The organism is Bacillus luti, assembly GCF_001884105.1.
In the GTDB taxonomy this organism is placed as follows: domain Bacteria; phylum Bacillota; class Bacilli; order Bacillales; family Bacillaceae_G; genus Bacillus_A; species Bacillus_A luti.
On the sequence record NZ_MACI01000069.1, the window covers coordinates 272217 to 292635 of the forward strand.

At 31.9% G+C, this 20419-nt stretch carries 17 protein-coding genes, 1 pseudogene and 2 riboswitches; of the genes and pseudogenes, 3 read left to right on the forward strand and 15 right to left on the reverse strand.

The genetic code is table 11. The features are described from left to right. Positions 1-119 precede the first annotated feature (119 nt). Positions 120-235, reverse strand: a riboswitch (SAM riboswitch). 150 nt (positions 236-385) lie between these two features. Further along, a complete protein-coding gene (locus tag BAQ48_RS17500) occupies positions 386-1069 on the forward strand; it encodes an aspartate/glutamate racemase family protein (protein ID WP_116758534.1) in 684 nt (227 codons plus the stop codon). A gap of 361 nt (positions 1070-1430) precedes the next feature. Here the strand turns inward: BAQ48_RS17500 and BAQ48_RS17505 are convergent, their stop codons facing one another. The 10 genes and pseudogenes from BAQ48_RS17505 to BAQ48_RS17550 all read right to left on the reverse strand — a co-directional run bounded on the left by BAQ48_RS17505 (position 1431) and on the right by BAQ48_RS17550 (position 12869). Continuing rightward, positions 1431-3545, reverse strand: a complete 2115-nt coding sequence (locus tag BAQ48_RS17505) for a peptidoglycan D,D-transpeptidase FtsI family protein (RefSeq protein WP_071712122.1) — start codon at positions 3543-3545, stop codon at positions 1431-1433. A 222-nt stretch (positions 3546-3767) separates the two neighbouring features. After that, the gene (locus BAQ48_RS17510) at positions 3768-5555 is read right to left on the reverse strand and encodes a PAS domain-containing sensor histidine kinase (RefSeq protein ID WP_071712123.1); all 1788 of its coding nucleotides are present in this window, start codon (positions 5553-5555) and stop codon (positions 3768-3770) included. Positions 5556-5994: 439 nt separating this feature from the next. Continuing rightward, positions 5995-6849, reverse strand: coding sequence for a Cof-type HAD-IIB family hydrolase (locus tag BAQ48_RS17515; protein ID WP_071712124.1), 855 nt, complete (start codon positions 6847-6849; stop codon positions 5995-5997). Positions 6850-7060: 211 nt separating this feature from the next. Continuing rightward, complete coding sequence (locus tag BAQ48_RS17520; protein ID WP_000046092.1) at positions 7061-7216, reverse strand: DUF1540 domain-containing protein; 156 nt, start codon at positions 7214-7216, stop codon at positions 7061-7063. A gap of 73 nt (positions 7217-7289) precedes the next feature. Then, positions 7290-7919, reverse strand: a complete 630-nt coding sequence (locus BAQ48_RS17525) for a Vat family streptogramin A O-acetyltransferase (RefSeq protein ID WP_071712125.1) — start codon at positions 7917-7919, stop codon at positions 7290-7292. Then, positions 7909-9189, reverse strand: a complete 1281-nt coding sequence (locus tag BAQ48_RS17530) for an MFS transporter (protein WP_071712126.1) — start codon at positions 9187-9189, stop codon at positions 7909-7911. The genes BAQ48_RS17525 and BAQ48_RS17530 overlap by 11 nt, the downstream gene beginning before the upstream one ends. Before the next feature lie 268 nt (positions 9190-9457). Next, positions 9458-10693 carry a cytochrome P450 family protein gene (locus BAQ48_RS17535; protein WP_071712127.1) on the reverse strand — a complete coding sequence of 412 codons (1236 nt, stop codon included), beginning with the start codon at positions 10691-10693 and terminating at the stop codon, positions 9458-9460. A 157-nt stretch (positions 10694-10850) separates the two neighbouring features. Further along, positions 10851-11255, reverse strand: a complete 405-nt coding sequence (locus BAQ48_RS17540; protein WP_071712128.1) for a hypothetical protein — start codon at positions 11253-11255, stop codon at positions 10851-10853. A gap of 147 nt (positions 11256-11402) precedes the next feature. After that, a pseudogene (locus BAQ48_RS17545) lies at positions 11403-11675 on the reverse strand (hypothetical protein); the annotation flags it as partial. A gap of 192 nt (positions 11676-11867) precedes the next feature. Continuing rightward, positions 11868-12869, reverse strand: coding sequence for a DUF1835 domain-containing protein (locus BAQ48_RS17550; RefSeq protein ID WP_071712130.1), 1002 nt, complete (start codon positions 12867-12869; stop codon positions 11868-11870). Positions 12870-13088: 219 nt separating this feature from the next. Here BAQ48_RS17550 and BAQ48_RS17555 point away from each other — a divergent pair, with 219 nt between their 5' ends. Continuing rightward, positions 13089-13313 carry a hypothetical protein gene (locus tag BAQ48_RS17555; RefSeq protein WP_071712151.1) on the forward strand — a complete coding sequence of 75 codons (225 nt, stop codon included), beginning with the start codon at positions 13089-13091 and terminating at the stop codon, positions 13311-13313. Positions 13314-13569: 256 nt separating this feature from the next. On the opposite strand, the gene BAQ48_RS17560 is transcribed toward BAQ48_RS17555, so the two are convergent. From BAQ48_RS17560 to BAQ48_RS17570, 3 genes are all read right to left on the reverse strand, one after another. Then, the gene (locus BAQ48_RS17560; protein WP_071712131.1) at positions 13570-13986 is read right to left on the reverse strand and encodes a DUF3995 domain-containing protein; all 417 of its coding nucleotides are present in this window, start codon (positions 13984-13986) and stop codon (positions 13570-13572) included. A gap of 144 nt (positions 13987-14130) precedes the next feature. Then, the gene (locus BAQ48_RS17565) at positions 14131-14895 is read right to left on the reverse strand and encodes a DUF3959 family protein (RefSeq protein WP_071712132.1); all 765 of its coding nucleotides are present in this window, start codon (positions 14893-14895) and stop codon (positions 14131-14133) included. Between the two features lie 205 nt (positions 14896-15100). Beyond that, entirely contained in the window at positions 15101-17488 is a 2388-nt protein-coding gene (locus BAQ48_RS17570; protein ID WP_071712133.1) for an RNaseH domain-containing protein, read from the reverse strand. Positions 17489-17903: 415 nt separating this feature from the next. Here BAQ48_RS17570 and BAQ48_RS17575 point away from each other — a divergent pair, with 415 nt between their 5' ends. After that, complete coding sequence (locus tag BAQ48_RS17575; protein WP_207544842.1) at positions 17904-18239, forward strand: hypothetical protein; 336 nt, start codon at positions 17904-17906, stop codon at positions 18237-18239. A 298-nt stretch (positions 18240-18537) separates the two neighbouring features. Here BAQ48_RS17575 and BAQ48_RS17580 read toward each other — a convergent pair whose 3' ends face one another. Next, positions 18538-19152 carry a complement C1q domain-containing protein gene (locus tag BAQ48_RS17580; protein ID WP_071712135.1) on the reverse strand — a complete coding sequence of 205 codons (615 nt, stop codon included), beginning with the start codon at positions 19150-19152 and terminating at the stop codon, positions 18538-18540. A gap of 285 nt (positions 19153-19437) precedes the next feature. After that, positions 19438-20127: a thiaminase II gene (gene tenA, locus BAQ48_RS17585; protein ID WP_071712136.1), complete on the reverse strand. Its 690-nt coding sequence runs from the start codon at positions 20125-20127 to the stop codon at positions 19438-19440. Between the two features lie 126 nt (positions 20128-20253). Then, positions 20254-20359, reverse strand: a riboswitch (TPP riboswitch). Between the last annotated feature and the right edge of the window lie 60 nt (positions 20360-20419).

Genomic DNA, 20419 nt, shown 5'->3' on the forward strand with positions numbered 1-20419 from the left:
AGTCAGCTTTAATTACTCTATATTTATTTTGAAAATGAATTATGCATCGACACTCCCTTTCTGTACAACAAAAAATGACCTCTTGCATAAGAGGTCATTTTCTTTCACGTTCAAGAATCCTCTTATCTTTCAAAAAACACATCGTGTCCTCTGCGGAATTAGCACCTTCCTATGAATTTACATAGGGGTTGCTGAGGTTTCATAGGGCCGTTCCCTCCACCTCTCTGGATAAGTATTAATTTGTAATTCGTATTATGGCACTAAGAAGTATAAATTTCAACACTTTTCTAATTATTTTTATTTTTTGTTTAACAGTACGTTTAAATCATTGTATTCTTATCGGAATTATGAAATAATAAATTCAAAGTTGTTACAGGAGGAATGTATGATGAAAGTAATTGGTTTAATTGGTGGACTAAGTTGGGAATCTACATCACTATACTATAAACATATTAATACACTTACACTTTCTCAATATGATCAAAATGCGAAGCTTGTTTTATATAGTATGGACTTTGGTGAAGTAACTACTTTATTACAAAACCACCAATATGAAGAAGTGAAAAATGAATTAGTCACAGTTGCAAAAAAGGTTGAAAAATCCGGAGCTGAATGTTTATTGATATGTTCAAATACGGTCCATTTATTTGCTGAAGAAGTAGAAAAGGCAATATCCATACCGCTTCTTCACATTGGTGATGTAAGTGCTAAAGAAATGGTAGAACAAAATATAAAGCGTATCGGACTATTGGGTACGAAACAAACGATGGAACAAGATTTCTATACATCACGACTAGCAAGTTATAACATTGAGACAATTATCCCTGATGACAAAGAAAGAGCATTTATCCATCATGTCATATTAAATGAATTAAGTAGAGGAATTATTTCAGAAACATCAAAAGAAAAGCTATTACAAATTACAAACTCATTAGTTCAAAATGGTGCGGAAGGTATACTACTCGGTTGTACTGAAATACCTTTGCTCATTTCCCAGAACGATCTAACAGTTCCTGTATTTGATACTGCTTTTTTACATGCAAATACTGCTGTGCATTTCGCTAGATAATACAAGCATATAGGTGTGATTTCTATGTTTTATATTGTCCAAACTATTAATTTAATTATGGGTCCATGACTGCAATTACTATATTACAAAATTAACATTAACAGTCTTAATACACTTGCTACATTATGTTTATAAATAATCGATATCAATAAAAAAGCATCTACATAAGTAGATGCTTAGATGTGATAAGGAGTGTTCTGTGAGGTTAGGATAAGCTTTTCAGCTTGTCCTATGCTATCAATATATGATTTATTTTATAAAACGTGAATAGTTAATAGAATTATTTTATGCCTCTTTTCTAATTTATTCCTATATTAAAACGTCCCTAGTTTCTATACATACTAGAGACGATTCACATTTTTTAATTCTCTACTTTTGTCACTTCCCCAGTTAATCGCTTACTTTTCAATTCAAAATAAGCATCTAAAACTTCTTTACCAATATCAGAATTAATACCAGATTTATCATTTATAACCCACGGTACAACAATAGAAAATGCTACTTCTGGATCATCATATGGGGCATATCCTGCTAATGTTAAGTTATAGCATTCTCTACGATCGCCTTTCTCATTTCGCCCAATATCACTTTCTCCACCGTATACCGTTTGTGCGGTCCCTGTTTTACCAGCTGGTTTATACGGTGCTTTTTGGAACGCTCTTACTCCCGTTCCATCCCCTTCTTGGAATACCTTTCTAAATCCTTCTTTTACTTGATTTATATACTCCTCTTTCATATCTACTTTATTTAAAACGACTGGTTCTATTGAATGCATCACTTTACCAACTTCATCTTTTTGAACGGTTTGTTCTCTAATCTCTTGAACAATTTGCGGTTTCATTCGATAACCGCCATTTGCGATAGTTGAAATATATTGTGCAAGCTGAAGTGGTGTATACGTATCATATTGTCCAATCGAATAATCTAATAAGAAACCAGGCTGATTATCTTTTCTTCCAATTTGTCCCGCAGTTTCATTCGGCAAATCAATACCAGTTTGTACGCCTAGTCCAAATTGCCTGAAATAATACCTCATTTTATCAAAGTATTCTTGTTTAATATCTAGTGAACTATTTTTCACATAATCCACGCCGGCAATTTTTAATGCAATATTAAACATATAAACGTTTGAAGAAACTTGTAACGCTCTTTGATCGTCTATATTTCCAAACTCTTTCCAAGACTTCTTCTCCTTAGTACCTTTAAACTTCATAGGTGCATCATAAAAATGTGTTCCTGGAGTTATAGCATTTGTTTCAAACCCTGTTAACACTGTCGCACCTTTAACAGTTGATCCAAGCTCATATGAACTTGTCATCGTACCTAAAGCATAATCTTCCACTTCCGTTTTTCCATCTTTTTCTACAAGCTTTTTCCCAGCCATTGATAATACTTGGCCGTTTTTCGGATTCATCATTACAACGAAAGCACGGTCTAACATTGATTCTGATCCTTTATATTGTTTTAATATTTTTTCTATGCTCTCTTCAACTTTTTTCTGTAATTCCATATCAATTGTTAAAGTTAAATTCTTTCCGCTTTTTCCTTCCGAAACCGTTTCTGTTCTTGTCGTATTACCCTGTTTATCGGCAATGCTTCTTACTTCTTTTTTCGTACCGTGAAGTACATCTTCGTATTGCTGCTCGATATAACTTTTGCCGACTCTATCATTTCGGCTATAATCACGCACCAAATAATAATCTAATCGTTCACTTGGTAATCCTTCATCGGCATTAGAAACATTTCCAAGAACGGATCGGAATAATCCATCATTTACATAGAATCTCTCCCAATCAACTGATGCATCTACACCTGGGAGATTCGCTAAACCCTCACTAATCACAGTATATTCCTTTTCACTAACATCTTTTTTAATAATTTGAGGTGCCATTTGATAACCAGAAGCCATTTTACTTTTAATAGCTAACACCTTTATATCTTTATCTGTTAATTCTTTAAGATTTTTATCTGTAACTCGTTTTCTTTTTAACTCTTCTATTTTTTTATCTAGCTTCTTTCCACTAATATCTTTCTCCCTAAATGAATCTATTTCTTTTTTTGATACTAGATTTTCAGCAAGTTTTGGATTTAATTGCATCCAAAAATCTTTCTTATCTGTCTCAGTTAACTTATTTATATCTTCTTGCGGCATTTCAATTATTTCTGCAAGTTGTCTTGCAGTTTTTAGCATTTCTTCTGATTTTACTCCTTTCATCTTTGTATATGTAATCGTGCGTAAAGATTTATTATCAACAACTGGATTCCCTTCTCGATCAAATATTTTCCCACGCGGGACAGAAAGACTCACGGTTGCATTTTCTCTCTTCTCTACTTCATTTTTATGCGTCTCTCCATCGATAATTTGCACTTTACCTAACTTTATTATCATGGCAGAAAATAATAAAAATACACAAAAGAATAAAATGTTTAACCGCACTGGCATTGCTCTATTACTTTTTTTCTCTTGCTTCTTCACTTTGTCATAACCTCCTCCTTTTAGCGATTTGAATAATAATGGTACCTCTAAATTAAAAATAATGTACAACTTCTATACATTACTTCGTATGGATATTAATATAATGTTAAAAACTTAATTGAAATTAAAACAAAGGTAAAGAAAAGGTAAAGTTTACTAAAGTAAACATAAAAATACCCAATAACAAAAAGTTTAGCTTTTTGTTATTGGGTATTTAATAATTTAAGAATTAATAGTAGATCGTATTGATATACAACTATCATCACAATTTGATAGAGATTGTTTACTCTGAATTTTTGGCAAGTAAATCGTTACAGTTGTCCCGACCCCAACCTTACTCATAGTACTTATTGTCCCTTGATGACTTTCAATAATTTTATAGCTTAACATTAATCCAATACCGGTACCTTTTTCTTTCGTACTATAAAAAGGCTCCCCTAATCTCTTAATTCTTTCTTCAGGTATTCCTATTCCTTCATCTATTACATGAATAATAACGCCCTCATTATTGATCTTTTTTATATGAACTGAAATTTTCCCGCCAGCTGGCATAGCTTCAATTGAATTTTGTAAAATATTAATAAATACCTGTTTTAGTTGGTTTTCTGAACATTCAATAATTAACTCTTTGGAATCTGTATATAATTCCACTTGAATATTTGTCATAATTGCTTTTGTATTTATTAATGATACGACATTTTTAAATATTTGATAAATATTTTTCTTTTCCGTATTTATTTCATCTGTTTTTGCAATCGACAAAAACTCTTGGAGAATCGCTTCTATTCTTTCAATTTCCGAAAGCATAAGATCAAAATATTTTTCTTGATCTTCTTTATTGATTTGAAATAGCTGTATAAACCCTTTAATTACGGTTAATGGGTTCCTAACTTCATGAGCTACACCCGCTGCTAATTGACCAATCGCTGCTAATGTATCTGATTTGTTTAGCAATTCTTCTGTCTTTTTCCGCTCTGTAATATCGCGTACGATAATCATAATTTTATCCTGCAATAATGGTAAGCATCTAGCTTCAAAGAAATTAACACTTCCATTAATTGCAAGCGGGTATTCAACAATTGTATTTGTTCCTTTTTCTTTCACTTGATGAATTGCTTCTTGAAATTGCTGCGCTACTGGAGATGGTAATACTTCGTAAAACTTTTTTCCCATAAAAGCCTCTGCGGGTACGTAAAATTTTGTAGGAGATCCTGCTTTATAATCTATAATTGTGCCATCATCTTCTGTTAAGAAACATAAATCTGGTAAAGCTTTAAAAATTAATTCCAATTCAGATGTTTGTTGTTTCAACTGCTTTTCTATCGCTTTTAAATGTGTAATATCTACACCAACAGCCCAGTAGCTGAATCCTGTTACAGGAAACTGCTCTGATATATTTGACCACATGATTGTTTTAACTTCTCCGTTTTTACATGTTATACGCATTTCCCAATCTCTAAAATTTTTTCCACGAGTCAAAAATTTACTTTGTATTTGGTGACGATAATTATGGTCTGGGTACAATAATTGAAGTGCATTTGGATTCCCGATTATCTCTTCAGCGGTATAACCTGTAACAATTTCACATTCACGATTCCATAGAATAAATTCCCCATTATGATCAAGCGCATCGACCATGACAGGCATGTTTTGTAAAATTGTATGTAGCTCCTCCTCTTTTTGAGAGAGCAACGTTGCATTTTTACTTTGAAATACTTTTATTACCCCATCTAAAATCAGGTTTGCTAGCATTTCAAAGTATTTTTGACAATTGAAAATTTCACTTTTTGGGCACCATACCACAAAAGATCCTAAATATTGATTGTATAAGAAAATGGGGATTTCAATTTTGGGAAGCTTACATATTTCCATTTCATTTATTCCAAATGAAAATATACATACTTTTTCAGCATCAAGAAGTTGATGTGATATGTTTGTTAACTTATAAAATTGTTCTGCCATGGTTTCTATTGTACTCACATCAATAAGTTCCATTAGCCGCGCATTCATTGCTTTTTCACCTCAATATGTAAAATTAATACAAATCCAAAATTCATACTTCTCCATTATACGAAGAATGTGCGTATAGGTATATAGCTGTAGAATAATTATTCAAACAAATTTTATTTTTCAATTAAAAATAGATAATAGTATACACTCAAGTAAAGCGTTTATCCATTCCATACGAAGCAACTTATTATGTGTATGCCCCCTCAACCTAACTTACTTTATTTTCGTTAAATTTCAAAATAGCAAACGATTCTTAGTAGAATAAAAATACAAAGAGATATAAAGTTCACAAAATTTTCATAATTATTATGAAAATTTTAAACATTTATTCCAATATATTCTATATAATGATAGGTAATAAGGCTTCTATGCATCTCATAGAATACCTTACCCCTAATAAAAAGTAAAAAAGAATCCAATGAGGATTCTTTTTTACTTTTTATGCTAACACATGCGTATAGAGAGCATGTGCAACACCGTGTTCTTCATTTGTCAACGTTTCGTATTGACACATCGCTTTTATTTCTTCAACTGCATTTCCCATTGCAATTGATATATTTGCTTTTTCCATCATGGAAACATCGTTTAGGCCATCACCTATCGCTACTGTATTTTCAACTGAAATATTAAGGTGTTCTGCCAATGTATATAATCCATTTCCTTTTTGAGCCTCTCGATGATTAATCTCTAAATTATGCCAATAGGAAGATGTAATTGCTAAATCTGTATTATGCAGAAACTTCTCTTTTAATTGTTTTAGTTTATCAATGTCATAAGAAAAAGGTAACAGTTTATGCACGTGTATATCTGTTTGTACAATTGGTTTGCAGCTTTCCGCACTATGAAAAGCTGTATGCTCAAGGTATAATGCTGCGATCGTTTCTAACTCTTTCAAGTCGATATTTTCTTTTGTATTCTTCACGTATTCGATTTCGTTACGTACACTCTCTACGCCATATTCCGGTACGTACACACCTTTATCAGTATAAAGTTGATAATATAAGCCATTTTCTTCGAGATAGTTAACAATCTCAAGTGCCTGCATATTTTGAATTGGATGTCTCTTCATCATTTCTTTATCTTTATATATAAGCGCACCATTTTCCGCAATAATTGGACACTCTAAATTAACTTCTAACAATAATCGTTCAATGTCGACGATAGAACGTCCTGTACAAATTGCTACAACGTGGCCAGCTTCCTGACATTTTCGAATTGCTTCTGCATTCTCTTTACTAATCATTTTATTCCCCGAAAGAAGAGTTCCATCTAAATCAATTGCAATTAATTTCATTATTTCTTCACCACTTTCTATAAATACACGAGTGCATATGAAACGAAAGATATCGTTCTCATACTGATCTCGTGAAGTACTCCTTATTTATAATTTATGAAAAGCGTTTCAGGTCAAGAAATAATTTTTAAAAACATGAATGAAAATGAGATTTATTATCAATACTATAATTAATAAAAGGGCAACCACGATTTGGCTACCCTTCAAAAATTTATATTTCTGGATCAAAAGTTTTGCAATCTGTTTCTTCCGTAGTTGATGCATGTTTCCCTTTATTACTTACTACATAAATTGCGTCTGCACTACATTTATTACCGTTAGCCCAAAATTTACAATTGTTTACTTCACATAAAACGTCTTGTGCCATAGTATCACACCTCCTTGTTCTATTATCATTAACAAAATTCGGAGGTATGATACTCTTTAGAATGCATTTTTTATTACCTTTTGAGCTTTCTTAATGATTCTATATCACCTCGTACAATAGCATCGATATTTTGGGTTATCTTTTCAACGTCAAAATGCCACCATTGAATTCGCAATAATTCTTCTATTATTGCATTTGAAAATCTCTCTTTTATTTTATTTGCAGGGTTTCCACCAACAATTGTATATGGTGCGACGTCTCTAGTCACAACAGATTTAGCTGCAATTATTGCACCATCACCTATTTTTATTCCGGGCATAATAGTTGTATCCATACCAATCCAAACGTCATTTCCTATAACTGTATCTCCTTTATATGGTAAATCACATAAATCTGGTGCGAATTTCTCCCATCCATTCCCGAAAATATTAAAAGGATACGCCGAAAATCCATCCATTCGATGATTTGCTCCGTTCATAATAAAGGTAACTCCAGATGCAATACAACAAAATTTCCCAATAACGAGACGATCTCCGATGAATTCATAATGATATAATACTCGATCTTCTAAAGTTTCCCCATGTTTCGCATCATAATAAGAATAGTCATCAACGAGTATATTAGATTTCGTTATTGTATTTTTTATAAAATGAACGTTTTGATTTCCTTCAATTGGGTACTTAACATTTGGATTAGGATTCATGTTGCATACTCCCTTTACCATTCATTTCACTTTCAACTGCTATTACTGGCTTTAAATTGTAAATAGGTAAAATAAACAATAATCCAATTATAAATAGTAGAGCCGTTCCTTCGTACATCGTACTTAATGAAAACATCTCCTTTAATGAACCAGCAATACTCATCGTTACTACCATTGAACCAGTAAATAGCGGACTTAAAATACCATTAACACGACCAATAAAATCCGTATCACTATTTTGAATAATAAGCGTATTAATACCTATTTGGATACATGGAAGAGCTAAACCACTAAAAAGTTGTGCTGTAAGTGTCACCCATAAATTTGTAGAGTATCCTATTATACCAATGCCAATGGCCTGACCGAGCATCCCTACTATTAACATTTTTTGCGGAGCAACATTTTTCGCAAATACCATCGCTAAAGCTCCTCCAACAATCATCCCCGCACCATTTACTGTTAGTAACCATTGTAAACTCTCTTTTGATAACCCTAACTGCTCAGTTACAATAAAAATCCCTAGTGGTTGAATTAAACCTATCCCTAGCCCTGCTGCCATAAAACATAGTCCAAGCAAAGTTAATGCTTTTTTCTTTTTTACGTATTTAATACCATCCAACATTTCCTGTAATAGCGTGATTTCTTTCTTCTCATTATCATTCTCAAGATCTTTAGGAAGAAATAGCAACACAGCTGCTGCAAGTAAAAAAGCAATACCTGTTATGATGATTGAAATATAAATTCCAAAACTATGAAAAATAAATGTTCCAAGAATCGGTCCTAACACCATAAAAATCGCAAATATTGTTTGATATATAGACATAGCTAATTGGATTTGTTCCGTTGATAAATGCTGTTTAAACAATTTCATACCAGATGGTTGAGAAAACTGTGAAAGGATTGCAGAAATAAGCGTGACAAAAAACACAATTTTCCACGTACCAAACATAAGAGTAATTAATACAGCAAATACTGAAATAGAACTTAACGTTTCACACCATATCATTGTCTTCTTCGGCTTCCACCTATCAGCAAAAGTTCCGCCAATAAAGGAAAAGATAAAAATTGGAGCAAACTCAGCAACTGAAATCATCGAAATAGCAAAAGCATCACCTTTTGTCATTTCCATTACGTATAATAATACCGCAAAGTTTCGAACCCATATTCCAATTTGTAAAAATAATGCTGACGCTAGGATTCCTTGCACAAACCGGTTTTTTAATACTTGTGATACCCCAACATTTTGTTTCGTTACTACATTTGTCGACATAAAAAAGCCTCCTATTTCATGTTCTGAACAGGAGGCAGCACAAATCATATGAAAAGACTATATTTTTCGCAGAGCGAAATACATCCCTTTTCTATAAATGTACAGACTAATCCTATTCAGAAGAATATTTCGTTTTTTAACGAAGATCTCTTACAAATAGAATTAGTTGATCATTGGGATGTTTTCACCCTTCCGTTTCGAATTTAAATTACACATACATACTCTATGTACATCATTTTCGATGTATGCATGTCTTACAATAAATATTCTAGAATGTTAATGGTAATTCCTCTAAAGAACGCATTAAATAATTACCTTGCCATTTAATTTCTTCACGATTCCCTTTTATTTGTAGTTCAGGCATTCGATTGAACAAAGTAGTAATAGCAATCTTCGCTTCTAACCTAGCAAGTGGAGCGCCTAAGCAGAAATGGCTACCATGACCAAAGGCAATATGGCGATTATTTTCCCGAGTAATATCGAATACTTCTGGGTTTTCAAATACTGTTTCATCACGATTAGCCGAAGCTAATGAAATGATAACCATGTCTCCTTTTTGTATTATTTGCTCGTGAATTTGAAAAGGTTCTGCTGCCCATCTTGCAGTTGTAACCTCAACTGGAGAATAATAGCGCAATCCTTCCTCAATAGCGGAGTCAATTAAATTTGGATTATTTTTTAATAACTGTAACTGATCCGGATTTTCGAGAAGTGCTAATACTGTATTTGTTATTAAATTCACCGTTGTCTCATGACCTGCAACAATTAATAACATTATCATTGAATATAGCTCTGGAGCATTAAGTTTATGCCCTTCATTTTCTGCAAGTATTAGCGCACTCACCAAATCTTCTTTTGGATCTTTTCGTTTTACATCAACTATATATTGAAGATATGTAATAAACTCAGATAGTTGTTTTTCGATTTCTTTTATTTCTTCAGGTGTTTCAGGCGATGCAATGACAGCATGAGACCAAATTCTAAATTTCGCCTGATCTTCTTTTGGAATGCCAAGCATCTCACTAATCACAATGATTGGTAAGGGGAATGAATAATCATCCACTAAATTTAATGTACCTTTTCGCTCTATCTCTCTTATTAAATCATCCGCTATTCTCTGAATTCTTCCGTCTAATTGTGTAATCATCTTCGGTGTAAAAGCTTTTTGAACTAAAGATCGTAAACGACTGTGATTAGGTGGATCTGAATTTAACATGTGCGTTGTTAAATGATCACTATTGTCAACGGAAAGATACATGTTCGTTGTATCTTGAGGAAACACATTTGTCATATCTTTTTTTAAACGATTATCTTTTAAAAGTGGCAGAGCATCTTCATATCTTGTAATGAGCCATTCTTTACCGAGTTCAACTTCATTTACAAATAATATAGGTTGCATTTTTCGCGATTCTTTATAAATTTCATAAGCATCTTCTTTAAACTGCGCGGAAGCTAAATTAATGCCATCCTCTATTTTTAGCCCAACTTTGTTTTTCATTGACATCGTATTCCCTCACTCTCATTTTTTTGAAAACGAACCAATAGTTGCATTATACTCTAATAAAAACATGAAAATTGTAAATTTTTAAACAAAATCTTACTTCGTATATTGAAAAATAAAAAAGTGAGAGAATAAAATTATTTTACTCTCTCACTTCTTATTATGCGAAACACATAAAATTACTAATTTGTTGATAGCGGTAGCTTACTTTACGACGGCGACCACCTTGCCAAGTGTAACCTGAAACCCCATTTCTCCTCACTTCAGTCGGGAAGAACCATAAGTCTCTTCCGAAAGGTCCAGGACGGTGCAAACGTAAATAGCCCCATCTTCCTAGACAGTTACACATCCATGATTTCATATTCCCTGCTTGTGCTGGAGAAGCAAATGTAGACGGTAACGACGGCGCTTGTGACGGTGGTGGTGACGTTGGCGCATCTTCCGCATCATCTGGTCTATAATCTTCTTGTTCCATATCTCTCACTTCATTTACAGATTCATACCCGTAGCTTTGTGGATTATAATACATCCCTTGATCATATGGATAATTTTGTTGGTTATACATTTTAACAAATCACCTACTTTTCATTCAGTACCTTTAACATTCATATGTGATACGCCCTCTATAGGAAGCTTATGTATAGCCTAAATTTATAAAAAAAGTTGCAAACCACAAATAGAAGAGATTCATAATAAATCTCTCCTATTTGCACTAAGCAAAGCACATATAATTACTAATTTGTTTATAATGGTAAGTTACCTTAAAACGACTACCATTTTGCCAAGTATATCCTGATACATCACACCGCCGAACTTCTGTTGGGAAAAACCATAAATCTCTCCCAAAAGTACCAGGTATATATAACCTTAAATAGCCCCATCTTCCTAGACAATTGCACATCCACAATCTCATTTGAGCTATTGGCATAGGAGTAGCAAATGTAGACGGTAAACTGGGAGGGTTAGATGGAGGTAGTAACTTTGGAGTATCATCTGATTGACATGAACAAAATTGATTGTTCAATGAACTATTCCTCCTAATTATTAGTAAACTCTATATAGTATATGAGCTTTCTTTTTATATGAAACTTCCATTTAGGAAAAACTTCTGTTTTATTTCACAAAAAAATCCATTCTAACTCTTTAAGAGAATTGGAATGGATTTTTAGTTTAATCGCTATTTCAACTTCACACTATAAAAGCGCATTTCTTCTAATGAACCTACAAATTCAAACACTTCTTGTTTAATTAATTGCTTTAAACGATATTCTAAAAACGTATCGCCAACTAACTGCTCTACAAGACCAAGTGCCTCACCGATAACTCTAGGTGCTTTTAGGAATTCTCGATCAGCACCTACACTTTTCGCGCATTCAATAATAAATTGATCAAAAAAATCTTCTTGTACAGAATGCACGTCACTTTCTTTCCAAACTCTTAAAAATTCCGTACTATTCGATAATCTATCCCACTCATTTTCAAAGTTTACTCTGCTCTCTATAGTTAAGTATGGTGAATCCACACAATTTCTTAGGACAGCGGATAAACTTTCAGGCGATAATTCCCCTGTTCCACGAATAGCATAATCTTGTTTTAATATTATTCTACTTGCTTCAGATGTATTAATAATTCTAATATTTTTCTTATCTTTTAATTGCGCTATTACAAAACACAGACCTACATGTTCATGTGCATTATCGGCCTTCCAAATGGTAATTGGTGTTTCATTTGGGATTGAATGAAGATCTTCTAAAGTTTCCATAAATCTTCGCAAATATTCATCTTCAAAATAATTATCATAAGCGGTTAAGTTGTTTACTAACCATTTCTGTCTTGCTAGTTGCCCCTCATTCATATGTATCTTATATATCGGGCCAATTGAAAAGAATTCCGAAAAAGTGACAACCATCTCTTCCAACCGTTCTTCTTGACCCAGCATATGTTTTAAGCATCCAGCTGTTGAATCGTCAAAAGTAATATGTATGTGTGAGCTTTCTTTTACATTCCTGTTATAAGATGTATTGCTCGTTAGTTGCTTGGGAATATCCATCAAATTTTTAATTATATCTTCACTATAGTTTTCTTCTAATAAATTCAACTGAATTAGAAGACTTTGAAGTAAATGTTTTGCTTCATCTTCGTACATATCTTCTACAACATTTTTAATTTTATCTATCATGTAAATCCCTCTATTCATTTCAAAAGTAACATAGACTATAGTGTATCATTTCATTGCAAATATTTAAAAGTTTTATCTTTAGTATTAGTGTGTAAAATTTGCTGTATTTTTTCAATTACAAATTATTTATAGAGTATTTTATTTTTATGAAGAAAATACTTTATAAATCCTTTTATTTGTATGTATAATTATATAAAACAAAACATAGGAGCAATTTCCATAATGAAAAAACTAATTAATTACAAATACCTTTTAAAAAACTGGCGATATCTTTTCATATGTATACTCCCTACAATTAGTTTATTTTACATTTTCGACGTTACTTTTGAATTACTGTACCACCAAGATTTCTACTTATCTAACTTAATATGTGCTGTAATCTTATTCATTTTATTTATCAATATTAAAGATAAATTTAAAATTAAAGATGATAGTACTTTATGATTAAACATGATTCTTTTACGTTCAATCCTTTTTTAATTAGATGCTTATTAGAAACTTACACTGCCTCAAAATGATTGCTCATATCCTTTTCTTCTGTACAAATACCTTTTGTTTCTTTCAGTGTAATTGGTATATTGCTATTTATTATGTTGATTCGACATGTTTTACAAACAAAAAAGAGCATCTTCAATATCGGATGCCCTCATGTGATTACAATTTTTTCTGCGTATTATATAATTATGCGTCGTATTTAACTTCACTTTATGATTACTAATAAAAATGTAAAAGATAAAAACAAACAAAGTGGAATATATAAATTTGTATCCATTCTAGCAAACTTGGTATCTTTTTTTCGTTTAAAGATACCAAAATAATTAAACTCACCAATTACCCTTATGAAAAAAACAATCATACAAATCCAGGAACCGGCTTGAACAATAACATTAGGAACTGCAATGTGAACAATATTTGTTTGTTGTAATAAAATTATTGCTGCTATACTTAATAACAACGCAATGACCAGTGTAATTCCTGTATGAGGTGTAAACGCTTTTTCTCCCGATATAGTTGGAATAACACTATTTGTTCCCCACGTACCTCCGAAAGCCCAATAAATATGCAAAAAGCTAACTAAGAATAATATACAAACAGAGATAAATGTAATAATAAGCATTTTGTCCTCCATTTATTTTATTTCAGTTCCCATCTTTAACATATATTATGAGGCCTTCATTCGCAACCTATATTTCATTACGCAAAAAAACCCTTAATAATTTATCTATTTAACGATAAATCATTAAAGGGTTACTAAATTTCATTACGCATTATACCTATTCCTTCTACGTTCCATCCTTGTTTGTCCTTGAACAGTATCTTCTTTGTATTGATCTATGTCCTCTTTCATTTCATACGTTGCAGCTGGTTCTTCGTAATTACGCTTATGAACTCTTTCTTGATTTTTACGTTTAGACGTCTTTCTCCCCAACTTAAATAATTTCATTTTTAATTTTGGTAATCTTGGAAGACGGACCTTAAATGATAGCCTTTTGCGTTTCTTTTTTTGCTGAAATAGATTTGTATTCTCTTTATTATTGTTCTCTTTGCGGTGTATTAACATCGCAAGTAATCCCCCTAAGATAAGACCTCCAATTAAAAATAGAAGATATACATACTGACTTGTCATTAAGCTCGTCATTCGTTCAAGTATAACTAAAGACTGTACTTCTTTTATATCCCATAGTAAAGCGCCCCATAATGAGAATAAGCCCAAAGTAAGCCCATATGTACGAAAACGGAATAAACACGGTATTAACGCGATACACGCGGCAATTTTTGCATTCGAAATTATTGAACTTGTTGATATATCCTGGTTCCAAATGATTAGCAGTAGTGTTATAAATGGTGCATATGCTATCCAGCTACATATACGTGAATATATCTTTTTCGCAAAATAACTACCGAAACTAGTAAAAAATAATAGTCCTCCAATATATAAAGATTGTTCTAGTGGGATTTGCTTTATAATTCCTGCAATTGGAAAGAGGCCGCTTAGTAGCATTAATAGCACATCTAATTTCTTCACAATTCCCCATTCCTTTCAATTTTTCAAATTAATAAAACTCGTTTTTCCATATGATATAGTTTTTGTATTTCTAAAAAACATCTTAATCCTGTATGTTAATAAAGTAAATACTTAAAAGAAGCGATACATGACAAAGGATAGCATTATTTACATGAAAAAATGACAAATCCTGATCGGTACAACGAACAGGATTTGTTAACTTTATTTATAGTAAAATTACAGAATCTTTCTTTTCTATATTTATTATATCTACATCTAATTCATCTTCAAACTCTTTAAACTCTCTTGTATCTATATCTGTAATGTAACTTTTGATCACTTTAAACATATGCATGGAATACGTCATATGTACATTCTTTTCCAAGAGCATACTAGAATTACAACACATGTAATGAATCATTTTTACGATTTGTTCCCTTTCTAGATGTTTTACACCTAATGGTAGAATTTCAATTATATATCGATGCAAGGTTTCACTATAATTAAACGCATACTCTCCAGCGCTATAATACATACCTTTTCGATCTACATATAAACCGGTACTATCCGTAACCTCATCACGTTCTATCGCACCGTAGGTTGGTACATCAAAATCTGTATTGATTCTAATAATATTTAAATTTGGAACCTTTAGCACATTAGGAACAATCTCAGGTAAACTATCTATATGAATTTTTTTATTTTGTAACCCTTGTATCCAATATTTTCTCATATTCGCATCTACAATGTAATACACCTGTTCATTCTGCTCTTTTGCATGATGTACAATTTCTATTAAAGTTTCGGAAACAAATTGTTTAAAAAGAACCCCCATATCATTTCTTTTTGAAGGTTGCGGTAAAAATGCATTATGATTACTTAAATTTAATAATAAGCGATCAATCGTATACCAATCTGTATCCCCATATAATTTATATAAAATTTCTTTTCCTTTTATCTTTGAAAAAATAGGTAAGAAATCAAATTTCGAGATTCGTTCAATTGATAACATGACGTATGTGCAAGGTAAATTTATCTTATTCCAACTACGCTTCAAAAACCCTCTCTGTTCTAATAAGCTAAAAATACTATTTACAATTGTTTTATGAGATACACTTTGACCAATAAATAAATCAATAAATGTTGAAATGCGATTTGTCCGCGCAAAACCTTCTCTAATGATTTGTTTTGGATTAATTTTTTCGCGCCCATCACAATTTTTTATTGCAATTAATGCTAATGTCGCATCAGACCGCTCTCCTGCAGTTTCATAAACAGCTTTCACAACATCATCGACAAGGTTGGATTTATATTTCTGGCAATACTGCATTTTATATGGATTTTGTAATACCTTTTCAATATTAAATCTCACTATCTTAAGTAATACTGGAGAATCTGCATTCAGTAAATAGGATGACTCACCAATTTGAGCTAAAACAATTTCACTTTCAAATAATACTTGTTCTATTTCCATCGATATTTTTTCAGACCATATTTCCAGCGTTATCGTCTCTAATCCTTTTGGTGTAAATAAAGGAAAGAATTCATTCTCAGTATTTGTTACTACCTTTTTACATTCTGGGAGTAAGGCAAAACAAGAGAATTTCTGCTGAAATTCTTTAAATAAATACTCTTTCTCTGTTACTTTTATACCAAGTTTTATTTTAGTACCTTGTACTTTATATATTCTTTCATTGTACGGAAATAACACCCTTATATTTGTACCTATTAGATAATCTTTCGGATATTGGAGAATATGATCTAAATTAACCTCTCCACCTATATGAAAATCATCTTTTAAATTTCTAAATATTTTAATCCACTTCATACCTTTTGTAGCTTGTTGTACTTTTAGTTTTATAAACTTTAATTTTTTATTATTTGCTGCAAACTCTGGAGTAGAAATTAATATCATGCCCCGTTTTCTTCTCAACAGTAAAGGGATATCTGGATGATTATATTCTTGATAGAATCTTCGAATGCCTACGGAAACATTTAATAATGGGATATTCTCTCCTGCACGAGTAATACATTCAAACCGATATACATAAGCGAAATAATCTTGTGTGCTTTCATCTTTAATTGGTTCTGACATAGCCTCACAAATATTTTGTGATCGTAGTGGTGAAAAATAGATTTCCTCTTCAATTTTATCTTCCAATTGTACTGGACGTTCACAAAAAATATGTGAAATTAAAGCGGGCACCCACTTAGAATATATTTCATTATCATGTAATACTGATAAATTAGAAACCAAATCGTAATGCCATTCATATTTTGGCGGTTCTATTAATTTATTAGGTTTCCAATCATGAATAATCTCATACCAACTTTGGAAAATATAATCAAGTTGTTCTTGTCTAATAGGTTCTTTCGATACAATCCATGGTGTATTTTCATTTAATACATACGGATTATGCTGAATAAACAATATATCAGAAAACATATCATACAATCTTTCATTCAATCTTTTCAACTTACTCGTTAATAAAAACGTCTTATAATGTATTTCTACAATGTCCAGCCATTCAATAGGAAAATATATAAATGATACACTTTCGTTTAAAAGGGGAGCTACTATATTTTCAAATGTTAATACCCTTAATTTTTCCATAAAATAATTACTTCCTTTCTTTATTTGGCTTGATCATCAAAACTAGAAAGCGCTTACTTCATCTAATCAATTTAAACCAAGTATTTTAAAGAAAAATAAAAACATTTTATTAAAATAATACGTAATTAAAACCACTCTTTTAAAAGTTTAAAGTAATTATCATTTACATCACCTCTAACATCACTATGATTATATATTTTGATTATATAATATATAAGTGTATTATATTTGTTATTTACAATATTTTTACAAAAAATAAAAAATAGCATAGTTTTTTATACATTCTATATCTAATAGAAAGCACTCTATCATTTAAGCATATACTAATAGGTTAATAAACAAGCAGTTTTTTTACTAAAACATAGAATAATATGACCCCTAATTGAAGGGAGGTATAAAAGAATGTCCTGGAATAATGATTGTTGGAGTTCTAAGAAAAAACATTGTTGTGATGACTGGTGGAAATCTAAAGAAGAGCATCATTGTGATGATGACTGGTGGAAATCTAAAGAAAAACACCATTGTGATGATGACTGGTGGAAATCTAAAGAAAAACACCATTGTGATGATGACTGGTGGAAATCTAAAGAAAAACACCATTGTGATGATGACTGGAAATTTAAGAAAAATAAGTGTCATTGTAAATGTTTCTTTATTTGTTGTCATTGTAAAAGGAAACATTGGTAAGTTTTTCAGTGCCAATTTAAAGGCAAAGAACATGTCTTTGGAACTGATAAATGCTAGATTATAATAACTAAAAAGACTGTCTCTAAATGGGATGGTCTTTTCGTCCTTTGGATTCTCCGTCCATCCCGACAGATTAACGTTTTGATAAAAGGGCTACGATCATCGATTACGAGCGCATAGATACGTTATCCACACTTTACTCTTTTTCAAAGAACTGTATAGCTATAGCGTAATATTGATTCTATTTTGAGAAATCCCCGGAAATGTCCCCTTTTTCTCGAAAAAAAGACCTGCATAAATGCAGGTCAAATATAAATTAGGGAATGTCCTTAGAAAAAATTACTGATGAAATTTCATATCACTTATGCTTTGGGAGACGGAAATCTTGCAGCTTCAAAATGCGTACTGTTTTCTACATTAGAAATAACTCCAGCTACGCTACTTTGTGCAAAAATCTCCACTAAATCCCCTGCATTTAACTGAATGATTGATGAAACAGCAACGACGTTGGCAAAGTTTATTGGACCAAAAAAGTCATTATCTATTGCAATTGCTGGATTTCCATTAACACGAATTTCTACCCGCGCTCTATAATTTACGTTTATGTTATTCGGAATAAAAGCAATCGTTCCAATAACAGAATAAACGCCTCTTGTCTTTGGAATAAAAATTGATGTAGCTGGATTATACTCATTCGCTAAATCAAATTGTTCATTTTGGAATAATACCTTAACGAAAGTATCAGCTGGAACATTTTGGATTTCTGTTTTTATAGCTCTAAAAGCAGACGCTCTTACAAGCTTTTCCCCTTTATCATCACAACAATCCACTTTCACATGAACCCAAGGATTTTCCTCATGCTTTTTATCACATTTTTCATAATATCCATCATATTTGTCATAACACTTACTACTTTTATGACAATCATGATATTTCTTTTTGTAACCTTTACAATCTTCACCATAAGAATAGGACATACTAACATCTCCTTTCAAATTTATTACTATATATTATGTAAGATAGATTTAAAAAGTTTGGACGAGCTTTTACTATTTTTAATAGAATTAAAAAAGCCCCATCATTTTGCGGGGGAAGGAAACAATAAAATATATAAATGACACACTTTCATTTATATATTTTCAAATGTTAATAACCGTAATTTCCTCATATAATTCTTACTTCCTTTCTTCATTTGTCTTGATTATCAAAAAACTATAAAAAAAGGTATTGTCTATACCTATGTATAGCAATACCTCTACTCTTTATCCAATTACATCTTTTACGTCTGTATCCACTGGCCACTTCTCTAAAGTATAAGCCATTTCCCAAAATGAATATTCATATTGACTACTGATAATAAAATGCTGTTTCATACGATTACGATCTGCCTCTGTTACTGTCTCCGCTATTGCATCTAACCGAGCGATCTGTTCCTCAACTAACGTGCGGAACCAATCAGATCCATACGCAGAAATCCATTCTTGATAAATTGGCTCTTCAGGTTGACATACTTTTAAACGTTCGCCAATCTCATAATACAACCAATAACACGGTAAAATTGCTGCAATAATATCCCCTAAATGCCCCTCATACGCAGCTCGATACATATGTGAAGTATACGCATATGCAGTTGGCGCAGGGATAAAATGATTTTTTTCTTCTTTTGTAATCCCTAGCTTTTTGGCAAAATTCTCATGTAAGGATAATTCCGCCTCATACGTATTTTGAGCATGGTGCGCCATACGGGCAGTCGTTTCTAATTCAAGAGCTTTTGCAGCTCCTAACGTTTGTACTCTAGCAAAATGACTCAAATAATATGAATCTTGAAGCACATAATAGCGAAAACTAGCTAAATCTAACGTTCCCTCTCCAAGTTTTTTTACAAAAGGATGATTAAAACTAGCTTCCCAAATTGAATCTACTTCTTTGCGTAATAATTGTGAAAAAGTCATTTAAATCCCTCCAGGTAATTTATAGAACACAAATATTTATCCCATTTATTAAAGCTGTAAAATAAAAAAACTTTCTTTACAGGCGTAAAGAAAGTGAAATAGACGATATTAATTTATGCATAAAATATCTTGTCTTCCCCACTTCCCTACGCTGGCATTAACCAGATCAGGTACTAAGAGTCTCAAAATTTCATTTGATCTCAGCCTATAAAAGGCCCCCCTAGTGGATAAATATTTAATTATCGTATTGTAATTATCATAGCATACTTCGTGGAACTATCAAAAGTTTTAA